This is a genomic window from Roseovarius halophilus (ex Wu et al. 2025), assembly GCF_047086965.1.
In genome coordinates this window covers 44943-68143 of record NZ_JBKOTX010000004.1, presented here as the reverse complement: position 1 = coordinate 68143, position 23201 = coordinate 44943, and the positions used below count along the sequence as shown (strand labels likewise).

Annotated in this window: 25 protein-coding genes and 1 riboswitch; of the genes, 14 read left to right on the top strand and 11 right to left on the bottom strand. The window is 66.3% G+C overall.

The window, feature by feature from the left end; translation table 11 throughout:
- The first annotated feature begins 8 nt into the window (after positions 1–8).
- A riboswitch (SAM-SAH riboswitch) is annotated at positions 9–59 on the top strand.
- A gap of 6 nt (positions 60–65) precedes the next feature.
- The gene (gene metK, locus ACH107_RS01565) at positions 66–1247 is read left to right on the top strand and encodes a methionine adenosyltransferase (RefSeq protein ID WP_412504346.1); all 1182 of its coding nucleotides are present in this window, start codon (positions 66–68) and stop codon (positions 1245–1247) included.
- Positions 1248–1303: 56 nt separating this feature from the next.
- On the opposite strand, the gene ACH107_RS01560 is transcribed toward metK, so the two are convergent.
- On the bottom strand, positions 1304–1726 hold the full coding sequence (locus ACH107_RS01560) for a DoxX family protein (protein WP_310692104.1): 423 nt from the start codon (positions 1724–1726) through the stop codon (positions 1304–1306).
- A gap of 164 nt (positions 1727–1890) precedes the next feature.
- Between ACH107_RS01560 and trmB the strand changes: the two genes are divergently transcribed.
- The 12 genes from trmB to ACH107_RS01500 all read left to right on the top strand — a co-directional run bounded on the left by trmB (position 1891) and on the right by ACH107_RS01500 (position 12364).
- Positions 1891–2601, top strand: a complete 711-nt coding sequence (gene trmB / locus ACH107_RS01555; protein ID WP_412504345.1) for a tRNA (guanine(46)-N(7))-methyltransferase TrmB — start codon at positions 1891–1893, stop codon at positions 2599–2601.
- A gap of 189 nt (positions 2602–2790) precedes the next feature.
- Entirely contained in the window at positions 2791–4140 is a 1350-nt protein-coding gene (aroA, locus tag ACH107_RS01550; protein WP_412504344.1) for a 3-phosphoshikimate 1-carboxyvinyltransferase, read from the top strand.
- Positions 4141–4210: 70 nt separating this feature from the next.
- A complete protein-coding gene (locus ACH107_RS01545; protein WP_310692101.1) occupies positions 4211–4819 on the top strand; it encodes a d(CMP) kinase in 609 nt (202 codons plus the stop codon).
- A gap of 46 nt (positions 4820–4865) precedes the next feature.
- On the top strand, positions 4866–6731 hold the full coding sequence (gene rpsA, locus ACH107_RS01540; RefSeq protein WP_412504343.1) for a 30S ribosomal protein S1: 1866 nt from the start codon (positions 4866–4868) through the stop codon (positions 6729–6731).
- 275 nt (positions 6732–7006) lie between these two features.
- Positions 7007–7288: an integration host factor subunit beta gene (gene ihfB, locus ACH107_RS01535; protein ID WP_412504342.1), complete on the top strand. Its 282-nt coding sequence runs from the start codon at positions 7007–7009 to the stop codon at positions 7286–7288.
- An 11-nt stretch (positions 7289–7299) separates the two neighbouring features.
- Entirely contained in the window at positions 7300–7650 is a 351-nt protein-coding gene (locus tag ACH107_RS01530; protein ID WP_412504341.1) for a LapA family protein, read from the top strand.
- Between the two features lies 1 nt (position 7651).
- Positions 7652–8296 carry a phosphoribosylanthranilate isomerase gene (locus ACH107_RS01525; RefSeq protein ID WP_412504340.1) on the top strand — a complete coding sequence of 215 codons (645 nt, stop codon included), beginning with the start codon at positions 7652–7654 and terminating at the stop codon, positions 8294–8296.
- Between the two features lie 391 nt (positions 8297–8687).
- Positions 8688–9938 carry a tryptophan synthase subunit beta gene (gene trpB / locus ACH107_RS01520; RefSeq protein ID WP_310691028.1) on the top strand — a complete coding sequence of 417 codons (1251 nt, stop codon included), beginning with the start codon at positions 8688–8690 and terminating at the stop codon, positions 9936–9938.
- A 159-nt stretch (positions 9939–10097) separates the two neighbouring features.
- Complete coding sequence (locus ACH107_RS01515; RefSeq protein ID WP_412504339.1) at positions 10098–10577, top strand: PepSY domain-containing protein; 480 nt, start codon at positions 10098–10100, stop codon at positions 10575–10577.
- 94 nt (positions 10578–10671) lie between these two features.
- Positions 10672–11295, top strand: coding sequence for a TIGR02466 family protein (locus ACH107_RS01510; protein WP_412504338.1), 624 nt, complete (start codon positions 10672–10674; stop codon positions 11293–11295).
- Between the two features lie 38 nt (positions 11296–11333).
- Positions 11334–11786 carry a hypothetical protein gene (locus tag ACH107_RS01505; RefSeq protein WP_412504337.1) on the top strand — a complete coding sequence of 151 codons (453 nt, stop codon included), beginning with the start codon at positions 11334–11336 and terminating at the stop codon, positions 11784–11786.
- Positions 11783–12364, top strand: a complete 582-nt coding sequence (locus tag ACH107_RS01500) for a helix-turn-helix transcriptional regulator (RefSeq protein ID WP_412504336.1) — start codon at positions 11783–11785, stop codon at positions 12362–12364. The genes ACH107_RS01505 and ACH107_RS01500 overlap by 4 nt, the downstream gene beginning before the upstream one ends.
- Here ACH107_RS01500 and ACH107_RS01495 read toward each other — a convergent pair.
- The 5 genes from ACH107_RS01495 to ACH107_RS01475 all read right to left on the bottom strand — a co-directional run bounded on the left by ACH107_RS01495 (position 12282) and on the right by ACH107_RS01475 (position 16608).
- Positions 12282–12659, bottom strand: a complete 378-nt coding sequence (locus ACH107_RS01495; RefSeq protein ID WP_310691023.1) for a DUF2237 domain-containing protein — start codon at positions 12657–12659, stop codon at positions 12282–12284. The two genes, ACH107_RS01500 and ACH107_RS01495, sit on opposite strands and share 83 nt — an antisense overlap.
- Positions 12660–12730: 71 nt before the next feature.
- On the bottom strand, positions 12731–13411 hold the full coding sequence (gene pth / locus ACH107_RS01490) for an aminoacyl-tRNA hydrolase (protein ID WP_412504335.1): 681 nt from the start codon (positions 13409–13411) through the stop codon (positions 12731–12733).
- Between the two features lie 86 nt (positions 13412–13497).
- Positions 13498–14331 (bottom strand): 3-deoxy-8-phosphooctulonate synthase, encoded by an 834-nt coding sequence (kdsA, locus tag ACH107_RS01485; protein WP_310691021.1) that lies wholly within the window; start codon positions 14329–14331, stop codon positions 13498–13500.
- Complete coding sequence (locus ACH107_RS01480) at positions 14331–15971, bottom strand: capsule biosynthesis protein (RefSeq protein ID WP_412504334.1); 1641 nt, start codon at positions 15969–15971, stop codon at positions 14331–14333. The genes kdsA and ACH107_RS01480 overlap by 1 nt, the downstream gene beginning before the upstream one ends.
- Positions 15949–16608, bottom strand: a complete 660-nt coding sequence (locus ACH107_RS01475; protein ID WP_310691020.1) for an ABC transporter ATP-binding protein — start codon at positions 16606–16608, stop codon at positions 15949–15951. The genes ACH107_RS01480 and ACH107_RS01475 overlap by 23 nt, the downstream gene beginning before the upstream one ends.
- Positions 16609–16787: 179 nt before the next feature.
- On the opposite strand from ACH107_RS01475, the gene ACH107_RS01470 reads away from it, so the two are divergent.
- Complete coding sequence (locus tag ACH107_RS01470) at positions 16788–17576, top strand: SseB family protein (RefSeq protein ID WP_412504333.1); 789 nt, start codon at positions 16788–16790, stop codon at positions 17574–17576.
- A 92-nt stretch (positions 17577–17668) separates the two neighbouring features.
- Here ACH107_RS01470 and ACH107_RS01465 read toward each other — a convergent pair whose 3' ends face one another.
- From ACH107_RS01465 to mreC, 5 genes are read right to left on the bottom strand one after another with little or no spacing between them, the layout of a single operon-like run.
- Positions 17669–18595, bottom strand: coding sequence for a 2-hydroxyacid dehydrogenase (locus ACH107_RS01465; protein ID WP_412504332.1), 927 nt, complete (start codon positions 18593–18595; stop codon positions 17669–17671).
- A gap of 3 nt (positions 18596–18598) precedes the next feature.
- A complete protein-coding gene (gene rodA, locus ACH107_RS01460) occupies positions 18599–19738 on the bottom strand; it encodes a rod shape-determining protein RodA (RefSeq protein ID WP_412504331.1) in 1140 nt (379 codons plus the stop codon).
- A 10-nt stretch (positions 19739–19748) separates the two neighbouring features.
- Positions 19749–21707, bottom strand: a complete 1959-nt coding sequence (gene mrdA, locus ACH107_RS01455; protein WP_310691016.1) for a penicillin-binding protein 2 — start codon at positions 21705–21707, stop codon at positions 19749–19751.
- Positions 21704–22243, bottom strand: coding sequence for a rod shape-determining protein MreD (locus ACH107_RS01450; RefSeq protein WP_412504330.1), 540 nt, complete (start codon positions 22241–22243; stop codon positions 21704–21706). The genes mrdA and ACH107_RS01450 overlap by 4 nt, the downstream gene beginning before the upstream one ends.
- Complete coding sequence (mreC, locus tag ACH107_RS01445; protein WP_310691014.1) at positions 22236–23177, bottom strand: rod shape-determining protein MreC; 942 nt, start codon at positions 23175–23177, stop codon at positions 22236–22238. Before mreC ends, ACH107_RS01450 begins: the two co-directional genes overlap by 8 nt.
- Positions 23178–23201: the final 24 nt, after the last annotated feature.

Sequence of the window (23201 nt, the reverse complement as noted above, 5' to 3'; positions counted from 1 at the left end):
AACGATAAATCCGGCCACAACGGCTTCCTGGCGTGGCGCGGCAAAACCTGAACGGAGCACTCTCAATGACACGTGACAATTATACCTTCACCTCGGAATCCGTGTCCGAAGGGCATCCGGACAAGGTCTGCGACCGGATCTCGGATGCCATCCTGGACGCCCTGTTGGCCGAGGAGCCCGAGGCGCGTGTCGCCTGCGAGACCTTCGCCACCACCAACCGCGTCGTGATCGGCGGCGAGATTGGACTGGCCGACAAGGGCAAGCTGGCCGAGAAGATGGGCGCCATCGAGGGGATCACCCGCGACTGCATCCGCGACATTGGCTACGAGCAGGACGAGTTCCACTGGCGCACCTGCGAGATCACCAACCTGTTGCACGAACAATCGGCCCATATCGCCCAGGGGGTGAATGCGGGCGACGACAAGGACGAGGGCGCGGGCGACCAGGGCATCATGTTCGGCTTTGCCTGCACCGAGACGCCTGAGTTGATGCCCGCGCCGATCCTCTATTCCCACGCGATCCTGAAACGCCTCGCCGAGGTTCGCAAGAACGGCACCGAGCCCGCGCTGCGCCCGGATGCAAAAAGCCAGGTCAGCCTGCGCTACGAGGCCGGCAAGCCGGTCGAGGCGACCCAGATCGTGCTATCGACCCAGCATGCCGACGAGGTTCGGACCAGCGCCGACATCCGCGCCATCGTTGAGCCCTATATCCGCGAGCTCCTACCCGCCGGGCTGATCAGCGACCGCACCGAGTGGTGGGTGAACCCCACGGGCAGGTTCGTGATCGGCGGCCCCGATGGCGACGCCGGCCTGACCGGGCGCAAGATCATCGTGGACACCTATGGCGGTGCCGCGCCGCACGGCGGGGGCGCCTTTTCGGGCAAGGACCCGACCAAGGTTGACCGATCCGCCGCCTATGCCGCACGGTATCTTGCCAAGAATGTGGTGGCCGCAGGCCTGGCCGAGCGCTGCACGCTCCAACTGTCCTATGCCATCGGCATTTCGCACCCGCTGTCGATCTACATCGACACCCACGGCACCAGCGAGGTCCCGGCCGAGGTGATCGAGGCCGCGATCGGCCGGGTCATGGACCTGACCCCGCGCGGCATCCGCACGCATCTGGACCTGAACAAGCCGATCTATGCCCGCACCGCCGCCTATGGCCATTTCGGCCGCCCGACCGAGCCCGACGGTGGCTTCAGCTGGGAACGCACCGATCTGGTGGAGGCGCTGCGCAAGGGGATCTGACCAAACGGAAAATGGCCCCGCCGGGGCGGGACCATTTGCAGGTTTGTTTGCCGGGGTCAGGCGGCGGCCGGTGCGCGCCCGGCCCGTGCGTCAAGCGACCATTTGCCCGGGCCCATGGCCACCACCATGAGCATGCCGCCCGCGATGGTCATATTCTTCATGAAGCTGATCGTTTCGCCCTGGGCGGCCATGCCCTCCATCCCGAAGGACGGGATAAGGTGGAACAGCAGGCCCGAGACGATCGAGAAGCCGGCCAGCAGCACGGCGGCAATACGCGCCTGCCAGCCGAGTAGCAGGGCGATGCCGCCCACGACCTCGGTGAGGATGGCCAGCGGCAGAAGGGCGCCGGGCACGCCCATGGCCTCCATGTATTGCTGGGTGCCGGCGTAGCCAGTGATCTTTTGCAGGCCGGACGTGATGAACATGAAGGCCAGCAGCAGCCGGGCAAGCGGCGCGGCGTTCGATGTGAGTTGGGTCATTTGCGATATCCTGTTGCGTTGAGAGACTAGAAGCGTTTTGCCTTGTGCGAGGAGAATGCACAACTTGGCAAAATCAAGTATATAGTGTTCGAATTCGCACAATAACGGCGCAGGGTGGTGTGTTGGCGTTGCACCCCGCTGGGGCCGGGGCTAGAGACCGGCGCATGGCGAATGACAAGCATCCCCGCGCACCCTGGCGCAATTTCTATGGCCGCACCAAGGGCAAGGGCCTGCGCGACAGCCAGCAGGCCTACCTGGAAGAGGACCTGGAGAAACTCTCGCCCGGGCCGGTCGATTGGCAGGTGAACCCCGAGCGTGCGCCGCTTGACCTGGAGGCGCTTTTCGGCGGCAAGGATGTCTGGCTGGAGATCGGTTTCGGCGGGGGCGAGCACCTTGTCCATCAGGCCGCGCAGAACCCCGGTATCGGCATCATCGGCTGTGAACCCTACATCAACGGCGTTGCCATGCTGCTGGGCAAGATCCGAAAGGCCGGGGTGACGAACCTTGCGGTGTATCCGGGCGACGTCCGCGACCTGTTCGACGTGCTGCCCGCGGCCTTGATCTCGCGGGTGTTCCTGCTCTACCCGGACCCTTGGCCCAAGAAGCGCCACCACCGCCGCCGCTTCGTGACGCCGGAGTATCTTGAGGCGCTGGCCCGGGTTGTCCGGCCGGGGGCCGAATTCCGGGTGGCAACGGATATCCCCGACTACGTGCGCCAGACACTGGAACAGGTGCCTGCCCATGGCTTCGAGTGGCTGGCCGAGGGCCCGGCCGATTGGCGCGCGCCCTGGGGGGACTGGCTGTCGACCCGCTATGAACAGAAGGCCCTGCGTGAAGGGCGCGTGCCGCACTACCTGACGTTTCGCAAACTTTGAGCGGGGCAGGGGGGGTCTGCGCCGTCCGGTCTGCGTTTGCCGGGGGCTCCGCAAGCTTGGGCCTCAATCGCTCCCCCATAGCGATTGCGGCCCAAGCCCCGGGGTATTTCAGACCCAAAGAAGCAGACGGTGTGGACCCTTCGGGCGGGGCGGTCTATCAGGCGGTGGACAGGTAGACCGGAGACCCGCATGTCGAGCCATGGTGCCCCCATCCCGATGATATCCCGCAAGGGCGAGCCCTTGGCGGGCACGGCCCATGTCCCCGGCGACAAGTCGATCTCGCACCGGGCGCTGATCCTGGGGGCCCTGAGCGTGGGCGAGACCCGGATCACCGGATTGCTGGAGGGCCAGGACGTGCTGGACACCGGCCGGGCCATGCGCGCCTTCGGGGCCGAGGTAACAGATCATGGCGATGGCGACTGGTCGGTGCATGGCGTGGGCGTCGGTGGCTTCGCGGAACCCGGGCAGGTCATCGATTGCGGCAACTCGGGAACCGGGGTGCGGCTGATCATGGGCGCCATGGCGACCTCGCCCATCGCGGCGACTTTCACCGGCGATGCCTCGCTGAATGCACGCCCCATGGGCCGGGTCACGGAGCCGCTGGCGCTGTTCGGGGCGCAGGCCGTGGGGCGCGCGGGCGGGCGTCTGCCGATGACCATCGTCGGGGCGATGGACCCGGTGCCGGTGCGCTATGCGGTGCCGGTGCCCTCGGCCCAGGTGAAATCGGCTGTCCTGCTGGCCGGGCTGAATGCCCCGGGCGAAACCGTGGTGATTGAACGCGAGGCCACGCGGGATCATACCGAGCGGATGCTGGCGGGTTTCGGCGCCGATCTGTCGGTGGAGGATACCGAGGCGGGCCGTGTCATCACCCTGACCGGTCAGCCCGAGCTGAAACCGCAAACCATTGCCGTGCCGCGCGACCCGAGCTCGGCTGCCTTCCCGGTTTGCGCCGCGCTGCTGGTCGAAGGCTCGGACGTGCTGGTGCCCAATATCGGATTGAATCCGACGCGGGCGGGGCTGTTTTACACGTTGCAGGAGATGGGCGCCGACCTGGCCTTCGAGAACATGCGCGAGGAGGGCGGCGAGCCCGTGGCCGACCTGCGCGCGCGCTTCTCGCCGAACATGGAAGGCATCGCAGTGCTGCCCGAGCGGGCCGCCAGCATGATCGACGAATATCCGGTGCTGTCGGTGGTGGCAGCCTTTGCCCGGGGCAGAACCGAGATGCGCGGTGTCAAGGAACTGCGCGTGAAGGAATGCGACCGGATCGACGCCATGGCGCAGGGGCTGCGCGCGGCCGGCATCGCCGTCGAGGAGGGCGAGGATTGGTGGATCGTCCAGGGGCGCGGGCACGGTGATGTGCCCGGTGGCGTCACGGTGCAAAGCCGGCTGGATCATCGCATCGCCATGTCTTTTCTGGTGATGGGGCTGTCCACGGAAAACCCCATCCGGGTGGATGATGGCGGACCGATCGCGACCTCTTTCCCGATCTTCGAGGACCTGATGACCGGTTTGGGCGCGGGCATCACCCGGTCGAACTGACGCGGGCAAAGTTTGCATTGCCCGTTCCTGCCATGCTTGTACTGGTCTTCTAGACGAGGAGGTTTGTTCCATGTGTTTCACCGTCGCAATCGACGGCCCCGCCGCCGCTGGAAAGGGCACCGTGTCCCGCGCGGTCGCTGCGCATTTCGGGTTGGCGCACCTGGACACGGGGCTGCTTTACCGGGCTGTCGGAAAGCGTGTGCTTGCGGGCGAGAAGGCCGTCGCCGCGGCAGAGGCCCTGCGGCCAGAGGACCTGGAGGTCGATGGCCTGCGCAGGCCCGAGGTGGCGCAGGAGGCCAGCAAGGTGGCCGCTATCCCCCAGGTGCGCGCGGCGCTAGTGGATTTCCAGCGGGCCTTTGCGCGCCGGGCCGGGGGCGCGGTGCTGGACGGGCGCGACATCGGCACGGTGATCTGCCCCGAAGCCGATGCGAAGCTGTTTGTCACCGCCAGCGCCGAATGCCGGGCTGAACGGCGCCTGAAGGAGCTTGTCGAGAGCGGCCACGAGGCGAGCTATGACAGCGTGCTCGCCGATGTCCGCGCGCGCGACGCGCGTGACTCCGACCGCGCCGAGGCCCCCCTGCGGCCGTCACCGGGGGCGACCCGCATCGATACCTCGGATCTGACCATCGCCGAGGCCGTGGACAGGGCCATCGCCGCCGTGGCGGCGGCGCGGGCCTGAGACCCGGGCGGGCACTGCGTCGCCGCAGCGCCCGCGCCTCTTGCCTGTGGGCCGATTATCGCCTATATGCGCGCCTGTCGAAGCGTCGGGACAGTCGCAAGATGCACAGGGCCGGGGTCCCCGGCCATTATTTCTTTGTGCATCCCCTTCGGGTTCGACCAATCCACCCCAAGACCCGCGGAGACAACCGCGCGGCCGGAATAAGACGCTAAAAGGAACCACACGCCACATGGCTCAGAACGCATCCATGGAGGAATTCGAAGCCCTCCTGAACGAAAGCTTCGAAATGGACACGCCCCAGGAGGGCTCGGTCGTTAAGGGCAAGGTCATCGCCATCGAGGCCGGCCAGGCCATCATCGACGTCGGCTACAAGATGGAAGGCCGCGTCGACACCAAGGAATTCGCAAATCCCGGCGAAACCCCCGAGATCGCTGTTGGCGACGAGGTCGAGGTCTACCTGCGCGCCTCCGAAAACGCCCGTGGCGAGGCCGTGATTTCGCGCGAGATGGCCCGGCGCGAAGCCGCCTGGGACCGGCTCGAAAAAGCCTACGCCGATGAAGAACGCGTCGAGGGGGCCATCTTCGGCCGCGTCAAGGGCGGCTTCACCGTCGATCTCGGCGGCGCCGTGGCCTTCCTGCCCGGTAGCCAGGTCGATGTGCGCCCCGTGCGCGATGCCGGTCCACTTATGGGCCTCAAGCAGCCCTTCCAGATCCTCAAGATGGACCGCCGCCGCGGCAACATCGTGGTCTCGCGCCGCGCCATCCTGGAAGAGAGCCGCGCCGAACAGCGCGCCGAGGTCATCGCAAACCTCTCCGAGGGCCAGGCCGTGGACGGTGTCGTCAAGAACATCACCGAATACGGGGCCTTCGTGGACCTGGGCGGTGTCGACGGGCTGCTGCACGTCACCGACATGGCCTGGCGCCGTGTGAACCACCCCTCCGAGATCCTCTCGATCGGCGAGACGGTCAAGGTGCAGGTCATCAAGATCAACAAGGAAACTCATCGCATCAGCCTGGGCATGAAGCAGTTGCAGGACGATCCCTGGGATGCCGTTTCGGCCAAGTATCCGCTGGAGTCGGTGCACACGGGCCGCGTGACCAACATCACCGACTACGGCGCCTTCGTCGAGCTTGAGCCGGGCGTCGAGGGCCTGGTTCACGTCTCCGAGATGTCCTGGACCAAGAAGAACGTCCATCCGGGCAAGATCGTCTCGACCAGCCAGGAAGTCGAAGTCATGGTCCTGGAGATCGACGAGGCCAAGCGCCGCGTGTCCCTGGGCCTCAAGCAGACCATGCGCAACCCCTGGGAAGTCTTCGCCGAGACCCACCCTGAGGGCACCGAGGTCGAGGGCGAGGTCAAGAACATCACCGAATTCGGTCTGTTCATCGGTCTCGAGGGCGACATCGACGGCATGGTGCACCTGTCCGACCTCAGCTGGGACGAGCGCGGCGAGGATGCCATCCAGAACTACCGCAAGGGTGACGTGGTCAAGGCAAAGGTCACCGAGGTGGACGTCGACAAGGAGCGTATTTCGCTGTCGATCAAGGCCATGGACGGCGACCCCTACGCCGAAACCATCGGTGGCATCAAGCGCGGCTCGATCATCACTGTCGAGGTCACGTCGATCGAGGATGGCGGCATCGAGGTGGAATACGACGGGCTCAAGTCCTTCATCCGCCGCTCTGACCTAAGCCGCGACCGCGCCGAGCAGCGCCCCGAGCGTTTCCAGGTCGGTGACAAGGTCGACGTGCGCGTGACAAACATCGACAACAAGTCCCGCCGCCTCGGGCTGTCGATCAAGGCGCGCGAGATCGCCGAGGAAAAAGAGGCCGTGGAACAGTTCGGCTCCTCCGACTCGGGTGCCTCGCTGGGTGACATCCTGGGTGCCGCGCTCAAGGGCGACGACGACTGACGCCGGGCTGACTGACCTGAACCGAGAGCCCCCGCTGCGACAGCAGCGGGGGCTTTTCTTTGCGAATCAACGGCGGGACTCGGGGCGGGGGGTCGGCTCTCTGACGCTGTTCCGGTGCCGTGAACGGCCGAATGCCCGCCGCCCCAGGGGCGAATTGCGCCAAGAAACGCGCTTGGCGGTATTTCACCATGGCGGCAAGGCTCTTATAGTATTACTGTGTTAGAGCAGCCTCTGGGAGCCTTGCCGGCGCACCAGCCGAAATGGGGGATGAACACATGATACGTTCGGAACTGATCGAGAAGATTTCCGACGAGAACCCGCACCTCTACCAGCGGGATGTCGAGCGTATCGTCAACACCGTTTTCGAGCGCATCATCGACGCCATGGCCGAGGGCAACCGCGTCGAGTTGCGCGGATTCGGGGCCTTTTCGGTCAAGAAGCGCGACGCCCGCATCGGCCGCAACCCGCGCACAGGCGAGGCGGTGCAGGTAGACGAGAAGCATGTGCCATTCTTCAAGACCGGCAAGCTCTTGCGCGACCGGCTGAACGGGGAATAGGACAAAGCCGCATGAGCTATATCAGATATACATTCTGGGGCGTCGTGGCCTTGGTGCTGGTCGTGGTTGGGCTGGCCAACCGCACCACAACACAACTGAACGCGATGCCGGACGAGTTGGCCGAATTCCTTGGGCTGGCCCCCACGATCGAGCTGCCGCTCTTCGTGGTGCTGTTCCTCGGCGTGGCCCTTGGCCTGGTCATCGGGTTTCTCTGGGAGTGGCTGCGCGAACACCGCCTGCGCTCGGATGCGCGCTCGAAATCGCGCGAGCTTGATCGTCTGCGCCGCGAGGTGGACCGCCTGAAGGAAGAGAAGCACGAAGGCCAGGACGAGATCCTCGCCGTGCTCGACAAGGCGAGCTGACATGCCCGACATCGCGGTGAAGATCTGCGGTCTGCGGAGCGCGGAGGACGTTGCTGCGGCCGTGTCGGCCGGTGCGCGTTACCTAGGCTTCAACTTCTTCGCGCGCTCGCCCCGGTCGGTGACGCCCAACGCGGCCCGTGCACTGGCGCTGGAGGTGCCCCCGTGCGTGGCCAAGGTGGCGCTGGTCGTCGATGCGACGGATGCGACCCTCGATACCCTGACGCGGACCGTTCCGCTGGACATGCTGCAACTGCACGGCGCCGAATCGCCCGAGCGCCTGGCCGAGGTGCGTGCCCGCTACGGGCTGCCGGTGATGAAATGTCTTGGCATCGCCGGGCCCGACGACCTGGACGCGATCGATCGCTACGCCACCGTCGCCGACCAGTTGCTTCTGGATGCCAAGCCGCCCGAAGGGGCGGTGCTGCCGGGCGGCAACGGCCTGGCCTTCGACTGGCGCCTGCTGGCCGGGCGCCAGTTCTGGACGCGGCCCTGGATGCTGGCCGGCGGCCTGACGCCCGAGAATGTGGCCGAGGCGGTGCGCCACACCGGCGCGGTGCAGGTCGACGTGGCCTCGGGCGTCGAAAGCGCCCCCGGGATCAAGGATGCAGGCAAGATGGCTGCCTTCTGCGCCGCCGCTCGCGGTTAGCCGTGCGTTTACCATGCGGCGGGCAGGCTGTGGTGATGGCCCGGCTGCCCGATCATCTGATGCCTTACATCTGGCTTGAAACCGTCTTTTCCGCGGCCTAGGTCCACAAGGGCGGTATTCTCAAGCGGCAGGTGCGCGACGTCGAAAGAATATGCGGACAGGATCTGTTCCTGTCTCAGGCCCGCGAACGGGGTTTTCAGGTCTTGCGCAATGGGCGGCACTTCATCGTCATCTGCAAATCCGAGCCGGTACAGCGAGTGCTATAGGCGCTGCGTCGACGCAGCGCATCACGCGCGGTTCCCGCGCGTGCGACAAGGCGCGTAGACGCGCCTTGCGCTTGTTTCCCCCCGACCGCTTCATTAGGAAGATCAAGCCAACCCTGGAGGTTCCCATGGCCAACGACCTTTTCAATTCCTTCATGACCGGCCCGGACGAGCAGGGCCGTTTCGGGGACTTCGGCGGGCGCTTCGTCTCCGAGACGCTGATGCCGCTCATCCTCGAGCTTCAGGCCGAATACGAAAAGGCCAAGGACGACGAGAGCTTCTGGGACGAGATGAAAGATCTCTGGACGCATTACGTGGGCCGCCCCAGCCCTCTCTATTTCGCGGAACGCCTGACCGACCACCTGGGCGGGGCCAAGATCTATCTCAAGCGGGACGAATTGAATCATACCGGCGCGCACAAGGTGAACAACGTGCTGGGCCAGATCCTGCTGGCGCGCCGCATGGGCAAGAGCCGCATCATTGCTGAAACCGGTGCCGGCCAGCACGGTGTTGCCACCGCCACGGTCTGCGCCAAGTTCGGCCTGAAGTGCATTGTCTACATGGGTGCCCATGACGTGCGCCGCCAGGCCCCCAACGTCTTTCGCATGCGGCTTCTGGGGGCCGAGGTCATCCCGGTGACATCCGGGCGCGGCACGCTCAAGGATGCCATGAACGACGCGCTGCGCGACTGGGTCACCAACGTCCGAGACACCTTCTACTGCATCGGCACCGTTGCCGGGCCGCATCCCTATCCGGCCATGGTCCGCGACTTTCAGTCGATCATCGGCAAGGAAGCCAAGGAACAAATGCACGCGGCCGAAGGACGCCTGCCCGATACGATCATCGCCGCCATCGGCGGCGGGTCCAATGCCATGGGGCTGTTCTATCCCTTCCTTGATGACAAGGAGGTGCGTATCATCGGGGTCGAGGCCGGGGGCAAGGGCGTCGATGACAAGATGGAGCATTGCGCCTCGCTCACCGGCGGACGGCCGGGCGTGCTTCACGGCAATCGCACTTACCTGTTGCAGGACGACGATGGCCAGATCCTCGAAGGGTTCTCGATCTCGGCCGGTCTGGACTATCCCGGCATCGGGCCCGAGCATTCCTGGCTGCACGATATCGGCCGGGCCGAATATGTCTCGATCACCGATACCGAAGCGTTGGAGGCGTTTCAGCTGTGCTGCGCGATGGAGGGGATCATACCGGCGCTGGAACCCAGCCATGCCCTGGCCCACCTGATGAAGATCGCGCCGGACCTGCCGCGCGACCATATCGTCATCATGAACATGTGCGGCCGCGGCGACAAGGACGTGCAGACCGTGGCCCGGCACCTCGGGTTCGACATGACGGATACCGAGGAAGGCCGCGACACCGCGTGAAACCGGGGCCGGGCCGCCCGTAAACCCTGGTTTAGGGGCGGCTACCTGCGGTTTATGGCGGCCTGGCTAAACCCTGTGTCAATGGATCGCGGCGGGGCAGGCCGTCCAGGATCGGGCCACGTCGCAATCGCGGCGCAACAAGCCATCGGAGATTTACCCATGAAAACGACCCTTCTGAGCACCACCGCCGCCCTGGCCCTGGCCACATCGCCCGCACTTGCGCAATCCGCGACGGACCAGATCGTTGCCGACCTTCAAAGCCGGGGCTTTACCTACATCGAGGTCACGGAAGGCCCCAACCAGATCAAGGCCGAGGCCGTCCGCGACGGCACGAAGCTGGAAATGATCTACGATTCCGCGACCGGCGAGATCCTCAAGCAGGAGACCGAGGCCGCGGAGGGAGAATATGCCACCAGCACCGGTGTCGAGATCGACAGCGATGACGAGGACTTCCTCGACGACGACGACATGGACGAGGCCGACGACGACGAGGATGACGAGGAGGACGGCCAGGAAGACGAGGATGACGACGACCTCGACGACGATGAAGAAGACCTGGACGACGATGAGGAAGATGACGACGATGAGGAAGATGACGACGATGAGGGCGAGGACGATGATGAGGGCGAGGACGACTGAACCCGCACGGGAGTCTTCCTGCCGCCGCCCGTCCCGACCGCCCCTTCGATGCCTTGTCGGCGGGGCGGTCCGCCCGCCAATCCACAGGCCGAAAATGACGCTCGAACAGACCCGGTATGAAAAGCTCTTCTCGACCCCGGTGTTCCGGTTCCGGGTGCCGGATCATGCCGCGTTCAACGCCGCCCTCCTGGAGGAGGGCGCGGGGATGCGCGCCGACACCGACGGGGCGGCGAAGTCCAACCGCGGCGGATGGCATTCCGAAGGGAACCTCTTCGACCGCGACACCGCCTGTGTCACCAGGCTGCGTCGCCTCGCGACCGAGGCGATCTTCGCGGCCAATGAACGGATCGGCGCGCAGGCCCCGCGAGAGTCACTGGCCCTGAAGATCTTCGGCTGGATGAACGCCAATCCAAAGGGGGCCTTCAACGCGCCCCACACGCACCCAGGGGCGCATTGGTCGGGCGTCTACTATGTCGCTCAGCCCGAGATCGAGACGGGCAATTCCGGGATGATCGAATTTGTCGACCCGCGCAGCGATCTTCCGAACTGGCGCATCCTCCAGGCGCCCCCGTTTCGAATGAAACAGAAGCTGCGCCCGGCGCCGGGCGAGATGATTCTGTTCCCCTCCTACCTCGTCCATTGGGTCTATCCCAATGACACCGACGATGAACGTTGGTCGATCGCCTTCAACGCCACCTTCCGGAAAGCCAGGACCTGACCCGGCCACTGCCCGGGTCCCTTATTGTCAGGACACCCATGCTGCGCGCTGCCCTTGTCACGATCGCCCTTTCGGCCGCCCCGGCCTTTGCCCAGAGCGTCGAGGACCAGGTCCTGATGCAATTGCAGGCCCAGGGCTTTGTCGAGATCACGATGCATCGCACCCTGCTGGGGCGGTTGCGGGTGGTGGCGACCAATGAACGCTATCGCCGCGAACTTGTCATCAACCCAAATACCGGGGCGATCCTGCGCGACTACTGGGAAGAAACGTCGGATGACGCGGGCGACGCGGACGATGACGTGCGCGTCTACGTCCCCGATGACGACTACGACGAGGACGGAGACGAGCCGGACGACAGCGATGACGAAGGAGAGGCCGGTGACAACAATGGAGATGAGGAGGGCGCCGGTGAGGACGAAGACAATGATGATGACGACGACGATGATGACGAAGAAGATGATGACAGTGACGACGAAGATGACGATGATTGATCCGGTCGCCTGACCCGTCGATGTCGGCGGATCGCTTCATAGTCGCGGTGCTGGTCGTGCAGGTCGTCTGCGCGGCGTTTTTCGTGTGGACGATCCTCGAATCCCTGCTCGGTCTGCCTCCGATCGGCTGGCAGGCCTACGAGTTGATCCAGATCGGGGCCGCCCTCGGGCTGGTCCTCGGGATCGTCATGGGCGGGATCGCCCTGCGCCGGGCGCGTCGTCGCACGGCCCGCGTCGAAGCACAGTTGCGCGCGGCCTCGGGGGCCTTCATGGACCTGATGCAGGAGCGGTTCGCCCAATGGGGCCTGACAGCGGCGGAACGGGACGTGGCGCAGTTTTCCATCAAGGGCCTGTCCACGGCCGATATCGCCGCCATGCGCGACACCTCGGAAGGTACGGTCAAGGCCCAGACGAACGCGATCTACCGCAAGGCCGGCGTCAGCGGACGCCCGCAACTGCTCAGCCTGTTCATCGAGGACCTGATGGACGGCCCGGTCACTCCGCGTCCAGGGCGTATTGCCGAAGCACCTCCAGCGGCACGATCTCCAGCGCCCGTCGATGCGTCGCCGCCAGGCTGACCCGAGGCGCGCAACCCTCGTCGTGGGCCTGCAGGAAACGGCTGGCACAAAGGCACCACTGGTCGCCTGGGTTCAGGCCGGCAAAGCCGAACTCGGGCCGCGGGCTGCTCAGGTCGTTTCCCACGTATTTCGAATAGGCCAGGAATTCGTCCGTCATGACCGCGCAAACGGTATGACTGCCTCGATCCTCGGCGCAGGTATTGCAGGCCCCGTCGCGGAAGAATCCGGTCACGGGGGTCGTGGAGCACTGGGCGAGCGTTTCGCCGAGTACGTTCACGGAAGGGTCTTTTTCCATAGCTTCAAAGCCTTTGATATCTGGCACACAAGGGGGTGGCTGCGTCTCGTCGGGCCGCGGGGCAGGCGGCGTCACTTGAACCGGTCCACCAGCTTCTGCAGCGTGCTGCGATCATCCGCGGGCGCAGCTTGCGGTTCGGGCACCGGGGCGGGGGCCGGTTGCGACGCCGTGGTTGCGGAGCGCGCCGGGGTCACACGCGCGGCCACGGCATTGAGGAATTTCGGACCCTCGTCCTGCGCAAGCTGGGCCGCCCCGTCCGAGATGCCGCGCATCTCGTCGTCCAGCCACTCGGCATCGGCCTTTGCGAAGTCGGACAGGACGAAGCCGGACACCTTGTTCTTGTCGCCGGGATGCCCGACGCCCAGCCTTACCCTGTCGTAATGTGGCCCGATGTGCTGGTGGATCGAGCGCAGCCCGTTGTGGCCCGCGTGCCCGCCCCCTGATTTCAGGCGCACCTTGCCCGGTGCCAGGTCGATCTCGTCGTGGAACACCACCACGTCTATGCTGTCGAGCTTGTAGAAGCGCATCGCCTCACCGACGGACTGGCCCGAAAGGTTCATGAAGGTCTGCGGTTTGAGCAGGATCACCTTTTCCGTGGCCAGCCGCCCCTCGGTCAGCTGGGCCCGAAACTTGGATCGCCAGGGCGCGAAGCCATGATCCTCGGCGATCCGGTCCACGGCCATGAAGCCGATGTTGTGACGGTTGCGCGCGTATTTCGCGCCGGGGTTTCCGAGGCCGACAAAAAGTTTCATGGCTGTCCTATAACGCGAGCTGCGCCCCATGCACAATTCAAACGAAGCGCACCTGAAACGCGCGGCGCGTCGGCGTGCAGCCGCCGCTAAAGTCGAACGGGGTCCTGCTTGGCCAGACCGTCGAAGCGCATCAGCGTACCGACGAGTGCCTCCATCCGGTCCACGGGGATCATGTTCGGCCCGTCAGAGGGGGCGGTGTCCGGGGCCTCGTGCGTTTCGATGAAGACGCCCGCCACGCCCAGGCTGACCGCGGCGCGCGCCATCACCGGGGCGAATTCACGCTGGCCGCCGCTGCTGCCGCCTTGCCCACCGGGCTGCTGCACCGAATGCGTCGCGTCCATGATCACCGGGTACCCGGTCGCCGCCATTTGGGGCAGGGCCCGCATGTCAGCCACCAGCGTGTTGTAGCCGAAGGAGGTGCCGCGTTCGGTCAACAGGACCCGGTCGTTGCCGGTGCTTTCGATCTTGGAGATCACATTGGGCATGTCCCACGGCGCCAGGAACTGCCCTTTCTTGACGTTGACCGCCGCCCCGGTTTCGCCGGCGGCCAGCAACAGGTCGGTCTGGCGACACAGGAAAGCGGGAATCTGCAGGATATCCGAAACCTCGGCCACGGGTGCGCATTGGGCTTCGGAATGGATATCGGTCAGGACCGGGCATCCGATCCTGTCCTTGACCGCCTCAAGCACGCGCAGGCCTTCGTCGAGGCCGAGGCCCCGCTTGCCGCCCAGGGAGGTTCGGTTCGCCTTGTCGTAGCTTGCCTTGAAGACATACTGCGCGCCGTGCGTTGCGCAAATCTGCGCCATGCGCTCGGCGATCATGAGGGCGTGGGACTCGCTTTCGAGCTGGCACGGCCCGGCAATGACCGTGAGCGGGAGATCGTTGGAGACCGTGAGGGCACCGATGGAGACGTCTTTCATCAGGAGCTGACCTGTTCGCGAAGGATGGAGGCGGTAAGCGAGATCATCAGGTAGATGCCCGAGAAGATCAGGAAGGACAACAGCGTGTTCTCGAAGGCGCGCGGATAGGTCGCTTCGTCCGGGGCCACGGGGGTGACCGAGACCGACAGGAAACGCACCTGACGGTTGGCCTCGATGCGGGCCTGGTCCATCGCGGCCTGTGCGGCGGTGACTCGCTCGATGGCGAAGGCGTAGTTTTCCTCGGCTTCGCGCAGTTTGGCGACGACCTCGGCCTGGCTCGGGCCGCCGTTGTCGCCCTGGGACAACTGGCTGCGCAGGTCGTCGATCTGGTTTCTGATCCGGTCGAGCTCGCCCTGCACGGCCGAGACCCGGGCCTGCTTGGGGCGCGCGTTGGATTGCAGGCTGGCCAGTTCGATCCGCTTCTCGTCCAGCCGCATTTCCAGCGCGCTGATCCGCTGCTGCAGCGCGGATACCGCGCTGGCAGGGTCCACGACCTCGGCCTCGCGCTGGATGCGCGTGAGGTTGCTCAGGGCCTCTTGCCGGTCGGCCTCGGCGGCCTCGTAGTTGGCGATGGCGTCGGCCATCTGGTCCGCGCGCATGCGCTGGGTCAGGTCATCGACACGGTCTTCGGTGTAGCGGATCAGCGCCTCGGAGAATTCCTGGCTGGTCTCCGGGTCGGCGGCGATGACCTCGAGGTTGACGACGCCCTCGGTGGGGTCATAGCCGACCTTTACGTGATCCTGGTAAAGATCATAGGCGTCCTCGTTCGTGGCGTCCGGCTCAAGCCGCTGGATCGCGTCGATTTCGGAGGTCTGGAAATGCGCCTTGAAGCCGTGATCCGCGTCCAGGCGCAACATGGCCTCGCGCGAGGTCAGGAAAGCTTGGGCGTTGACGGCCTCGGACTGTGTGGCAAGCCCGGTGCCCTGGAAAAGCCCGCCGAAACCGGAGCTGCCCTGGGCCTCGGCCTGCTGGATGACGAACTCCGAGTGGGTCGCATACATCGGCGTCGCGATGACGAAGAAATACCAGCCCATGGCAAGGGTCGGCAGCAAGACGAAGGCCGCCAGTCGGGCAAATAGCGCGAACAGCTTGCGGCGGCGGCGCCGGGCGATGTCGCGCTGCATCGCGCGAATCTCGCCCGCGCGCTGGTCCAGGCCCGAGGGTGCCTCCTTTTCGGATGCCGGCAGGTTGGATTTCTGCGAGACGGTCTGCGGCAAGCGCACACCGTCCGGCGCCGACCAGGCCCTGCCTTCGGCGGTCTTGTCCGTCGGCTTGTTCCCCGGCGTGACCAGTTCGAGCACGTTGTTGCGCTGGAAGGGGTCGATGCCGCGTTTGCGCAACTGCCGGACTGCATCAAAATCCGAGGTGACGGCCAGCCCGCATTTGTGGGCGACGCGCCGGGCCATGCGCAGTTGGCGGCCGGTGATGTCCTCCTGCCGGATCTTGTCGATGTCGGTTTCTGCCGCCGCGTCCGGGGAACCTGCGGCATCGGTCGCGGCCGATCCGGTGTCGGGGGGCGCCTGCCGGTCGGCACCCTGCTGCGGTCCGGCCGCCTGGTCGGGCGTGTCCGGCAGCGCCTGGGACGCCAGCGGCGCATCGCGGTGGATGCGATATTTCTTAGCCCTCGACTTGGTAGTCATAAAGCTGCTTCGCTTCTTCCAGAGTATCGAACATATGCAGTCGGCCATCGCGCAACACCGCCGCGGCGCTTGCGAATTTTTCCAGTGTTTCGGGCTGGTGGGACACGATGACCACCGTCGTGGTGGCCAGGCGCTCGCGCAGGATCTCGCCGGCCTTGCGGTTGAACTCGGCATCAGTGGAGCCGGGCATGCCTTCGTCGATGAGGTATATATCGAAATCCAGCGCCAGCATCAGCGAAAACGTGAACCGCGCTTTCATTCCCGACGAGTAGGTCCCCACCGGCATGTCGTAATATTCCGCGATCCCGGCCAGCCAGCGGGTGAAAGCCTCGATGTAGTCCGGGTCCAACCCGTAGAGCCGGGCAATGTAGCGCGCGTTCTCGCGCGCGGTGTGCCGGCCCACGACGCCGCCCATAAAGCCCAGGGGAAACGAGATCCGGCAGGTCCGGCGCACCTCGCCCTCGTCGGGTTTTTCCAGCCCGGCCATCATGTTGATCACCGTGGTCTTGCCGGTGCCGTTGGGGGCCAGAATCCCGAGCGACCGGCCCAGGTCGACCCGGAACGAGGCCCGGTCGAGGATGACCTTGCGTTGCGTCCCCGTCCAGAAGGACTTGCTGACGTTGTCGAATTCCAGCATCGACGCCTCGTTACCTGCGGCAGGCGCGGGGCAATCCGCGCGCGTCCGCGACTCTGCAGTGTGGCCACGCATGGGTCACTCTGGCGACACTATGTCGGATCGGTGAAGGGAATGACAACGGTTATCGCTCCGGTGCAGAACTGCGACGGTGCGGGACGCCCAGCGAAGAGAGGTGCGCGATGGACGAGACGACCGAGATCGACAGGGCCCATGCGGCCATGCAGGCGGCCCCCGAGGACGACACGGCCCGGCTGCGATTCTATGAACGGCTGGCAGATGGAGAGCTTTTCGTGCTGTTGCAGGAGGAGGCGGTGCAAGAGGCGGTCTCGCCCGAACTTGTCGAGGTCGAGGGGCAGTCCCATGTGCTGGTCTTCGACCGGATCGAGCGGCTCTCGGCCTTTGCCCGGGGCCCTGCGCCCTATGCGGGCCTGACCGGGCGCGATCTGGCCGTCATGCTGGCCGGGCAGGGCACGGGGCTGGCGCTGAACCTCGATGTGGCGCCCTCGGCCATGCTGATCGGGCCGGAGGGCCTGGACTGGCTGGCCCGCACGCTGGACGCGGCGCCGCAGCAGATCGAGGCGCGGCTGCGCGAGCTGACAGCCCCGACCGATCTGCCCAAGGGCCTGTTGCAGGCGCTGGACCGCAAGCTGGCCCGCGCTGCCGGCCTTGCCGACTGCGCCTACCTCGCCGGCGCGGTGCAGGAGGATGGCACGCGGGGCCTGCTGCTGGCCTTCGTCGGCACGGCGCCGGGGGCCGAGGCCGCCCTGGCGCGGGCCGTGGGCGAGGCGCTGACCTTCTCGGGGCTGGAGACGGGCGGCATCGACGTTACGCACCTTGAGGCAGATACCGAGATGTCGGCGCGCATCGCGCGGGTCGGCCTGCGATTCGATCTGCCGCAACCCGAGGCCCGCCCGGTGCCGGGCGCAGATCCCGGCATGGACCCGGACAAGCCGCCGAAACTGCGCTGACCCGGCGGAGTGGCTGCGCCACGCCGGTTTGTCTCGGCCCCGCCTGCGGCGTCGCCTCGGGATTGGTGAGGGCGGCGACTGTGGGACGCCTGTCAGTAGCCGTTTCCGCGATCCACGAGGTGCAGGAAGGGTGCGCCCGCCTCGCCGCGGCGGATGTTCTCGGCGATGACCTTGGCGGCGGTGGCCGGGCGGGTCGCCGAGGCGATATGCGGCGTCACCGTGACCTTCGGGTGCGCCCAGAAGGGGTGCTCGACCGGAAGGGGTTCGGTGTCGAAGACATCGAGCGTGGCATGGCCCATGTGGCTGTCCAGCGCCTCCAGCAGTGCCTGATCGTCGATCAGCGGCCCCCGCCCGGGGTTCAGCAGCGCGGCGCCCGGCGCCGGAAGGGCCAGCCGTTCGGCTGTCATGATGTGCCGGGTCTGCGCCGTCAGGGGCAACAGCAGCACGATGATCTGTGCGTCGCGCAGGGCCGTCTCGAGGGCGTCCTGCCCCGACAGGACCGAGACGCCCGAGATCTCTCGCTCGCGTCGGGCCCAGCCGCGCACCGGAAAGCCCAAGTTGGCCAGCGTGGTGGCGCAGGCGGCCCCGAGCGCGCCGAGGCCCAGCACGGTGACGGGCCGGTCCGCGGCCAGGGGGGGGACCTCGTTGCGCCAGATGCCGTCCTGGCCCATGATGTGTCGGTCCATCCCGAGGTGGTGGCGCAGGACATGGCCGGTGACCCATTCCACCATGCCGCGGGTCAGGCCGGGATCGACCATGCGCGCCAGCGGCTGCGTCAGGGTGGAATTGCCTGTCAGGTTCTCGACCCCCGCCCAGATGTTCTGGACCAGTTTGCAGCGGGTATAGGGGCCGTAATCCTGCACGTCCCCGTCGGGGGCCGTGACGATGTAGTCGACCGTCTCGGCGTCAGGGGCGCGCGAGAGGTCGGCCGTCAGCCCCTCTGCGGCCAGGGCGGCGGGCAGCACCTGCTCATATGCGGGCCAGGCGTCGGCCCCGGCAGCAAAAAGAACCCGGATCATGGTCTACCTCGGTTTGTGGACATGGGCCGATTGCACCAGCCCGAAGCCCATCATCAGCACGAGCATGGCCGAACCGCCGTAGCTGACCAGCGGCAGGGGCACGCCGACCACCGGCGCCAGCCCCGTTACCATGGCCATGTTGACCGCGAAATAGAGAAAGAAGGTCACCGCCACGCCCAGCGTCAGCAGCGCGGCGAAGCGGTCCTTGTTGGTCATGGCCGATGTGATGCAGAAGAGCAGGATCAGAGCATAGAGCAGCAGTAGCGTCGAGGCACCCAGAAAACCGAATTCCTCGGCCAGGGTGGTGAAGATGAAATCGGTGTGTTTCTCGGGCAGGAAGTTCAACCGGCTTTGCGTGCCCTGCATGTAGCCGCGCCCTGTCCAGCCGCCCGACCCCAGGGCGATCTTGGCCTGCATGATGTGATAGCCCGCGCCAAGAGGGTCCTGACTGGGGTCGAGGAAGGTATCGATCCGGGCATACTGATAGTCCTTGAGCAGTTGCCAAGGTGTCCCGCGTGAGACCAGCGCCGTGGTAACAAGGCCGATTCCCGCCGCGATGACGCTGGCGAAATAGGCCCAGTGGACGCCCGCCAAGAAAAGCACAGCGCCCCCGCCCATGACCAGCAGCAGCGTGGTGCCCAGGTCGGGTTGGCGCAGCACCAGCGCGGCGGGCAGGGCGATCATGATCAGCGGTATCGCGATCGAGACCGGGCGGCTGACCTTGTTGAGCGGCAGCCAGTCGTAATAGGCCGCCAGCAGCATGACCAAGGCGATTTTCATCAGTTCCGAGGGTTGCAGGTCCATTGGGCCGAGGTCCAGCCAGCGCTGCGAGCCGTTGCGTTCGACCCCGATGACTTCGACCAGGCCCAGCAGGATCAGCGAGACGCCATAGGCGACCAGCGCCATGTTGCGCCAGAACCAGATCGGCACCAGACCGATCCCGATCATGAGCACAATGCCGAGGCCGAAGCGCTGCATCTGCGACTCGGCCCAGGGCTGCATGCTGCCCCCGGCCACGGAATAGAGCGTCAGGAACCCGGTTCCGCAGACCGCCGAGACAAGGAAGATGATCGGCCAGTTGAGGTAGAGCAGCTTGCGCAGCCCTGTGGGGACATATTTGACCTGATATTCGAGATAACTCATGCCGCGAGCCTCAGGCCCGGTCCGCGCTGCGGCCGGGGCGGATGTCGCGCAGGTTGAGATCGCGCTGTTGCTGTTCGATGCGGCGATGGTCGGCGGTGGGATAGGACGACAGCGGTGGTGTGCCCCCGTGCAGCGCCTGGAGCATGATGTCGCGGGCGACCGGGGCGGCGGCGGTGGACCCGCCCCCGCCATGCTCCACGACCACGGCAACAGCGTATCTGGGGGTCTCGTAGGGCGCGAACGAGACGAAAAGCGCGTGGTCCCGGCGATGCCAGGGCAGGTCCTCGTTGCGCGATACGCCGCGGGCGCGTTCCTCGGCAGTGATCCGGCGGACCTGGCTGGTGCCGGTCTTGGCGGCCTGGCGCATGTCCTCGGCGACGATCCGGGTGCGGTAGGCCGTCCCGCGCCGGTGGTTCGAGACATCGTACATCGCCGCGCGGACGCGGCGCAGGTGATTTTCGTTCAGGCCCAGCGACTCGCCGCCGCCCGAGGGTTGCTCGACCCCGCCGATCGACTGCACCAGCCGTGGCGTGATCGCCCGCCCGGTGGCAATGCGCGCGGTCATCACCGCCAGTTGCAGCGGCGAAGCCAGCACGTAGCCCTGACCGATCGCGGCATTGACCGTGTCACCGATGCGCCAGGATTCGCCCCGCCGGGTGCGCTTCCATTGCTTGTCGGGGGCGATGCCCGGCGTGATCGCGGACATGGGCAGCTCGTGGCGCTGGCCAAGGCCCAGCCGCCGGGCCATGGCCGCGATCTTGTCGATCCCGACACGCTGGGCGACCTCATAGTAGTAGACGTCGCAACTCTGTTTGAGGCTCTCGTGCAGGTTCATGTTGCCGTGCCCGCCGCGTTTCCAACAGTGAAAACGAAGGTCCGAGACATCGAGGTGGCCCAGACAGCGCACGGTTTCCTCGGGGTCGATCACGCCGTCCTCCAGGGCGGCCAGCGCCACGACCATCTTGAAGGTGGAGCCGGGTGGATAGGCCCCCTGCACGGTCTTGGCCGCCAGCGGGCGGCGGTGGCTGCGCGGGTCCAGCCCGCGTTCGTTCAGCGCGTCCCAGTCGGCCTGAGATATCCCGCGCACGAACATGTTGGGATCGAACGCAGGCGCCGAGCCGATCGCGTCGATATCGCCCTTTTCCAGGTCGAGCACGACCGCCGCCGCGCTTTCGCCGCGCAACCGTTCCTGTACGTAGTTTTGCAACCGCGCGTCGACGGTCAGCTGCACATCCGCGCCCGGCTCACCCTCGGTGCGGTTGAGTTCGCGCATGATGCGGCCGGAGGCGTTCTTCTCGACCTCGAGCGTGCCGGCCTTTCCGCGCAGGACCCGTTCGAGCTTGTTCTCGACCATGGTCTTGCCGATCTGGAACCGCGGCATGCGCAACAGCGGGTCCTGGTCGTCGATCCGGTCCAGGTCGTAGTCGCTGACCGGGCCGACGTAGCCCACCACATGGGCCGTGTCCTCGGCCTGGGGGTAAAGGCGGCTCAGGCCCAGTTCGGCGCGCACGCCGGGAAGGGCCGGGGCATTGACGACAACGCGGCTGACATGGCGCCAGGCCACGCGCTCGGCCACGGTGACTGGGATGTCGCCGCGCACCTTGTCCAGTTCGGCGCGGGCGCGCGCCCGCTGAACCTCGGTCACCGGGATCAGCCGGGCCAGCTTGGCCAGAACGGTGTCCAGGTCCCCGGCGTCTTCGCGGGTGATGGTGATGTTGTAGAACTGTTCGTTCTCGGCCAGCACGACGCCATTGACATCGAAGATCAGCCCGCGGTCCGGGGGCAGAAGCTCGATATCGATGCGATTCTGCTCGGCCAGGCTGCGGTAAGTGTCGCCGTGGTCCACCTGGAGCGAACGCATGCGCCAGCCCAGCATGCCGATGACGCCCATCTGGGCACCGCCCAGCAGCAGCGCCCGCCGCGAGATGCGGCGCAGGCTGGTTTCGGTTTCCTTCGCTCCGCGCTTCATAGCCGGTTCCCGAATGAGTCGACTTCACCCTGGGCGGGGCGGCTGACGCCGAACAGCAGATGCGACAGGAGCGCCACGAGGGGGTAGGCCATAATGGTAAGCATCATTTGCGTCACTGTCAGCCCGAATGGGGCCTGCGGCACGCCCGTAAGCGACAGAACAAGCCTGTAGGCCAGCGTGATCGCCACGATTCCGGCGGTGACCCCGGCCCATTCCAGTGGAAAGGGCACCACCCGCAGCGACCGTGCGCGCGCCCGCAACACCTCGGTCAGGATCAACACCAGCGCGGTCCAGAGACCGGGCGGCCTGTGCAACAGCATGTCTGACAACAGAAACACGGCGGCAATCAGCACGGCCGGCACGTGGTCGGGCCGCCGCGCGGCCCAGGCCAGGGTTATGAGCAGCACGAAATCGGGGCTGCCCCAGCGCCGCGGCATGGTCTCCATCGGAAGCAGCTGAAGGAACAGGATTGCGGCGCATAGCAGGGCATAAAGCCCGCGCCCGAGCCAGATCCGGCGGCGCGAGCCCTCAGCCATCGCCGGGCGCCTCTGCCCCGGTGCGGTCTCCGGCGATCTCGGCGGGGGCGGGCTGGGCCTGGGGCTCTGGCGGGTCCACGGGGGCGATCAAGGCGCCGTTGGCGTCGATTCGCTCGGCCTTCTGGCTGCGCAGCACGCGCAGGAACTCCAGCCGCTCGAAATCGGCTGCCAGGCGCAGGCGCAGGCGGCGGTCGGTGCCGCGCACGACCTGCCCCACAAGGATGTCGGCCGGGAAAAGCCCGCCATCGCCCGAGGTCACCACCCGGTCGCCGGGGCGGGTGCTGTCGGGGTCCTCGATGAAGTCTAGCGGCGGCGTGATGGTGTTGTCGCCGGCCAGGACCGCGCGTTGTCCCGACGGCTGGATAGTGACCGGAATGCGGCTGGAGGTGTCTGTCAGCAGCAGCACTCGGCTGCTGTCCTGGCCAACGCCCGAGATGCGGCCGGCCAGGCCGATGCCGTCCATCACCGGCCAGCCGTCGAGAATGCCGTCGTGCGCGCCCACATTCAGCAGCACCGATTGCCGGAACGGCGAGCCGCTGTCGGCCAGCACTACGCCGGTCACCCAGGTCAGTTCGGGGTCCAGCCGTACGTTGTTGAGGTCGCGCAGCACCGCGTTTTCCTGTTCCAGCTGCAGCGCCGCCTCGCGCCAGGCCTTCATGTCTTGCAGTTCGCGGCGAAGGTCGCGGTTCTGCTCGGCCAACCGCTGGTAGGACTGGAAGTCCGACACCAGGTTGGCCACCCCGGTCACGGGCGCCATGGCCCACTCGAACGAGGGCACGACGCGGTCGATGATCTCCGCGCGCACCCGCTCCACGCGGGGGCTGTCGATCCGCCACAGCAGGAACAGACCCAGCAGCAACAGCACCAGCACCCCGATCAGCAGGCGCCGAACCGGGCTGACGTAGTCTTCGGACCGGGCTCTGTCCCTGGCCATGGGGCGTCATCCCCCGTTGAGCGA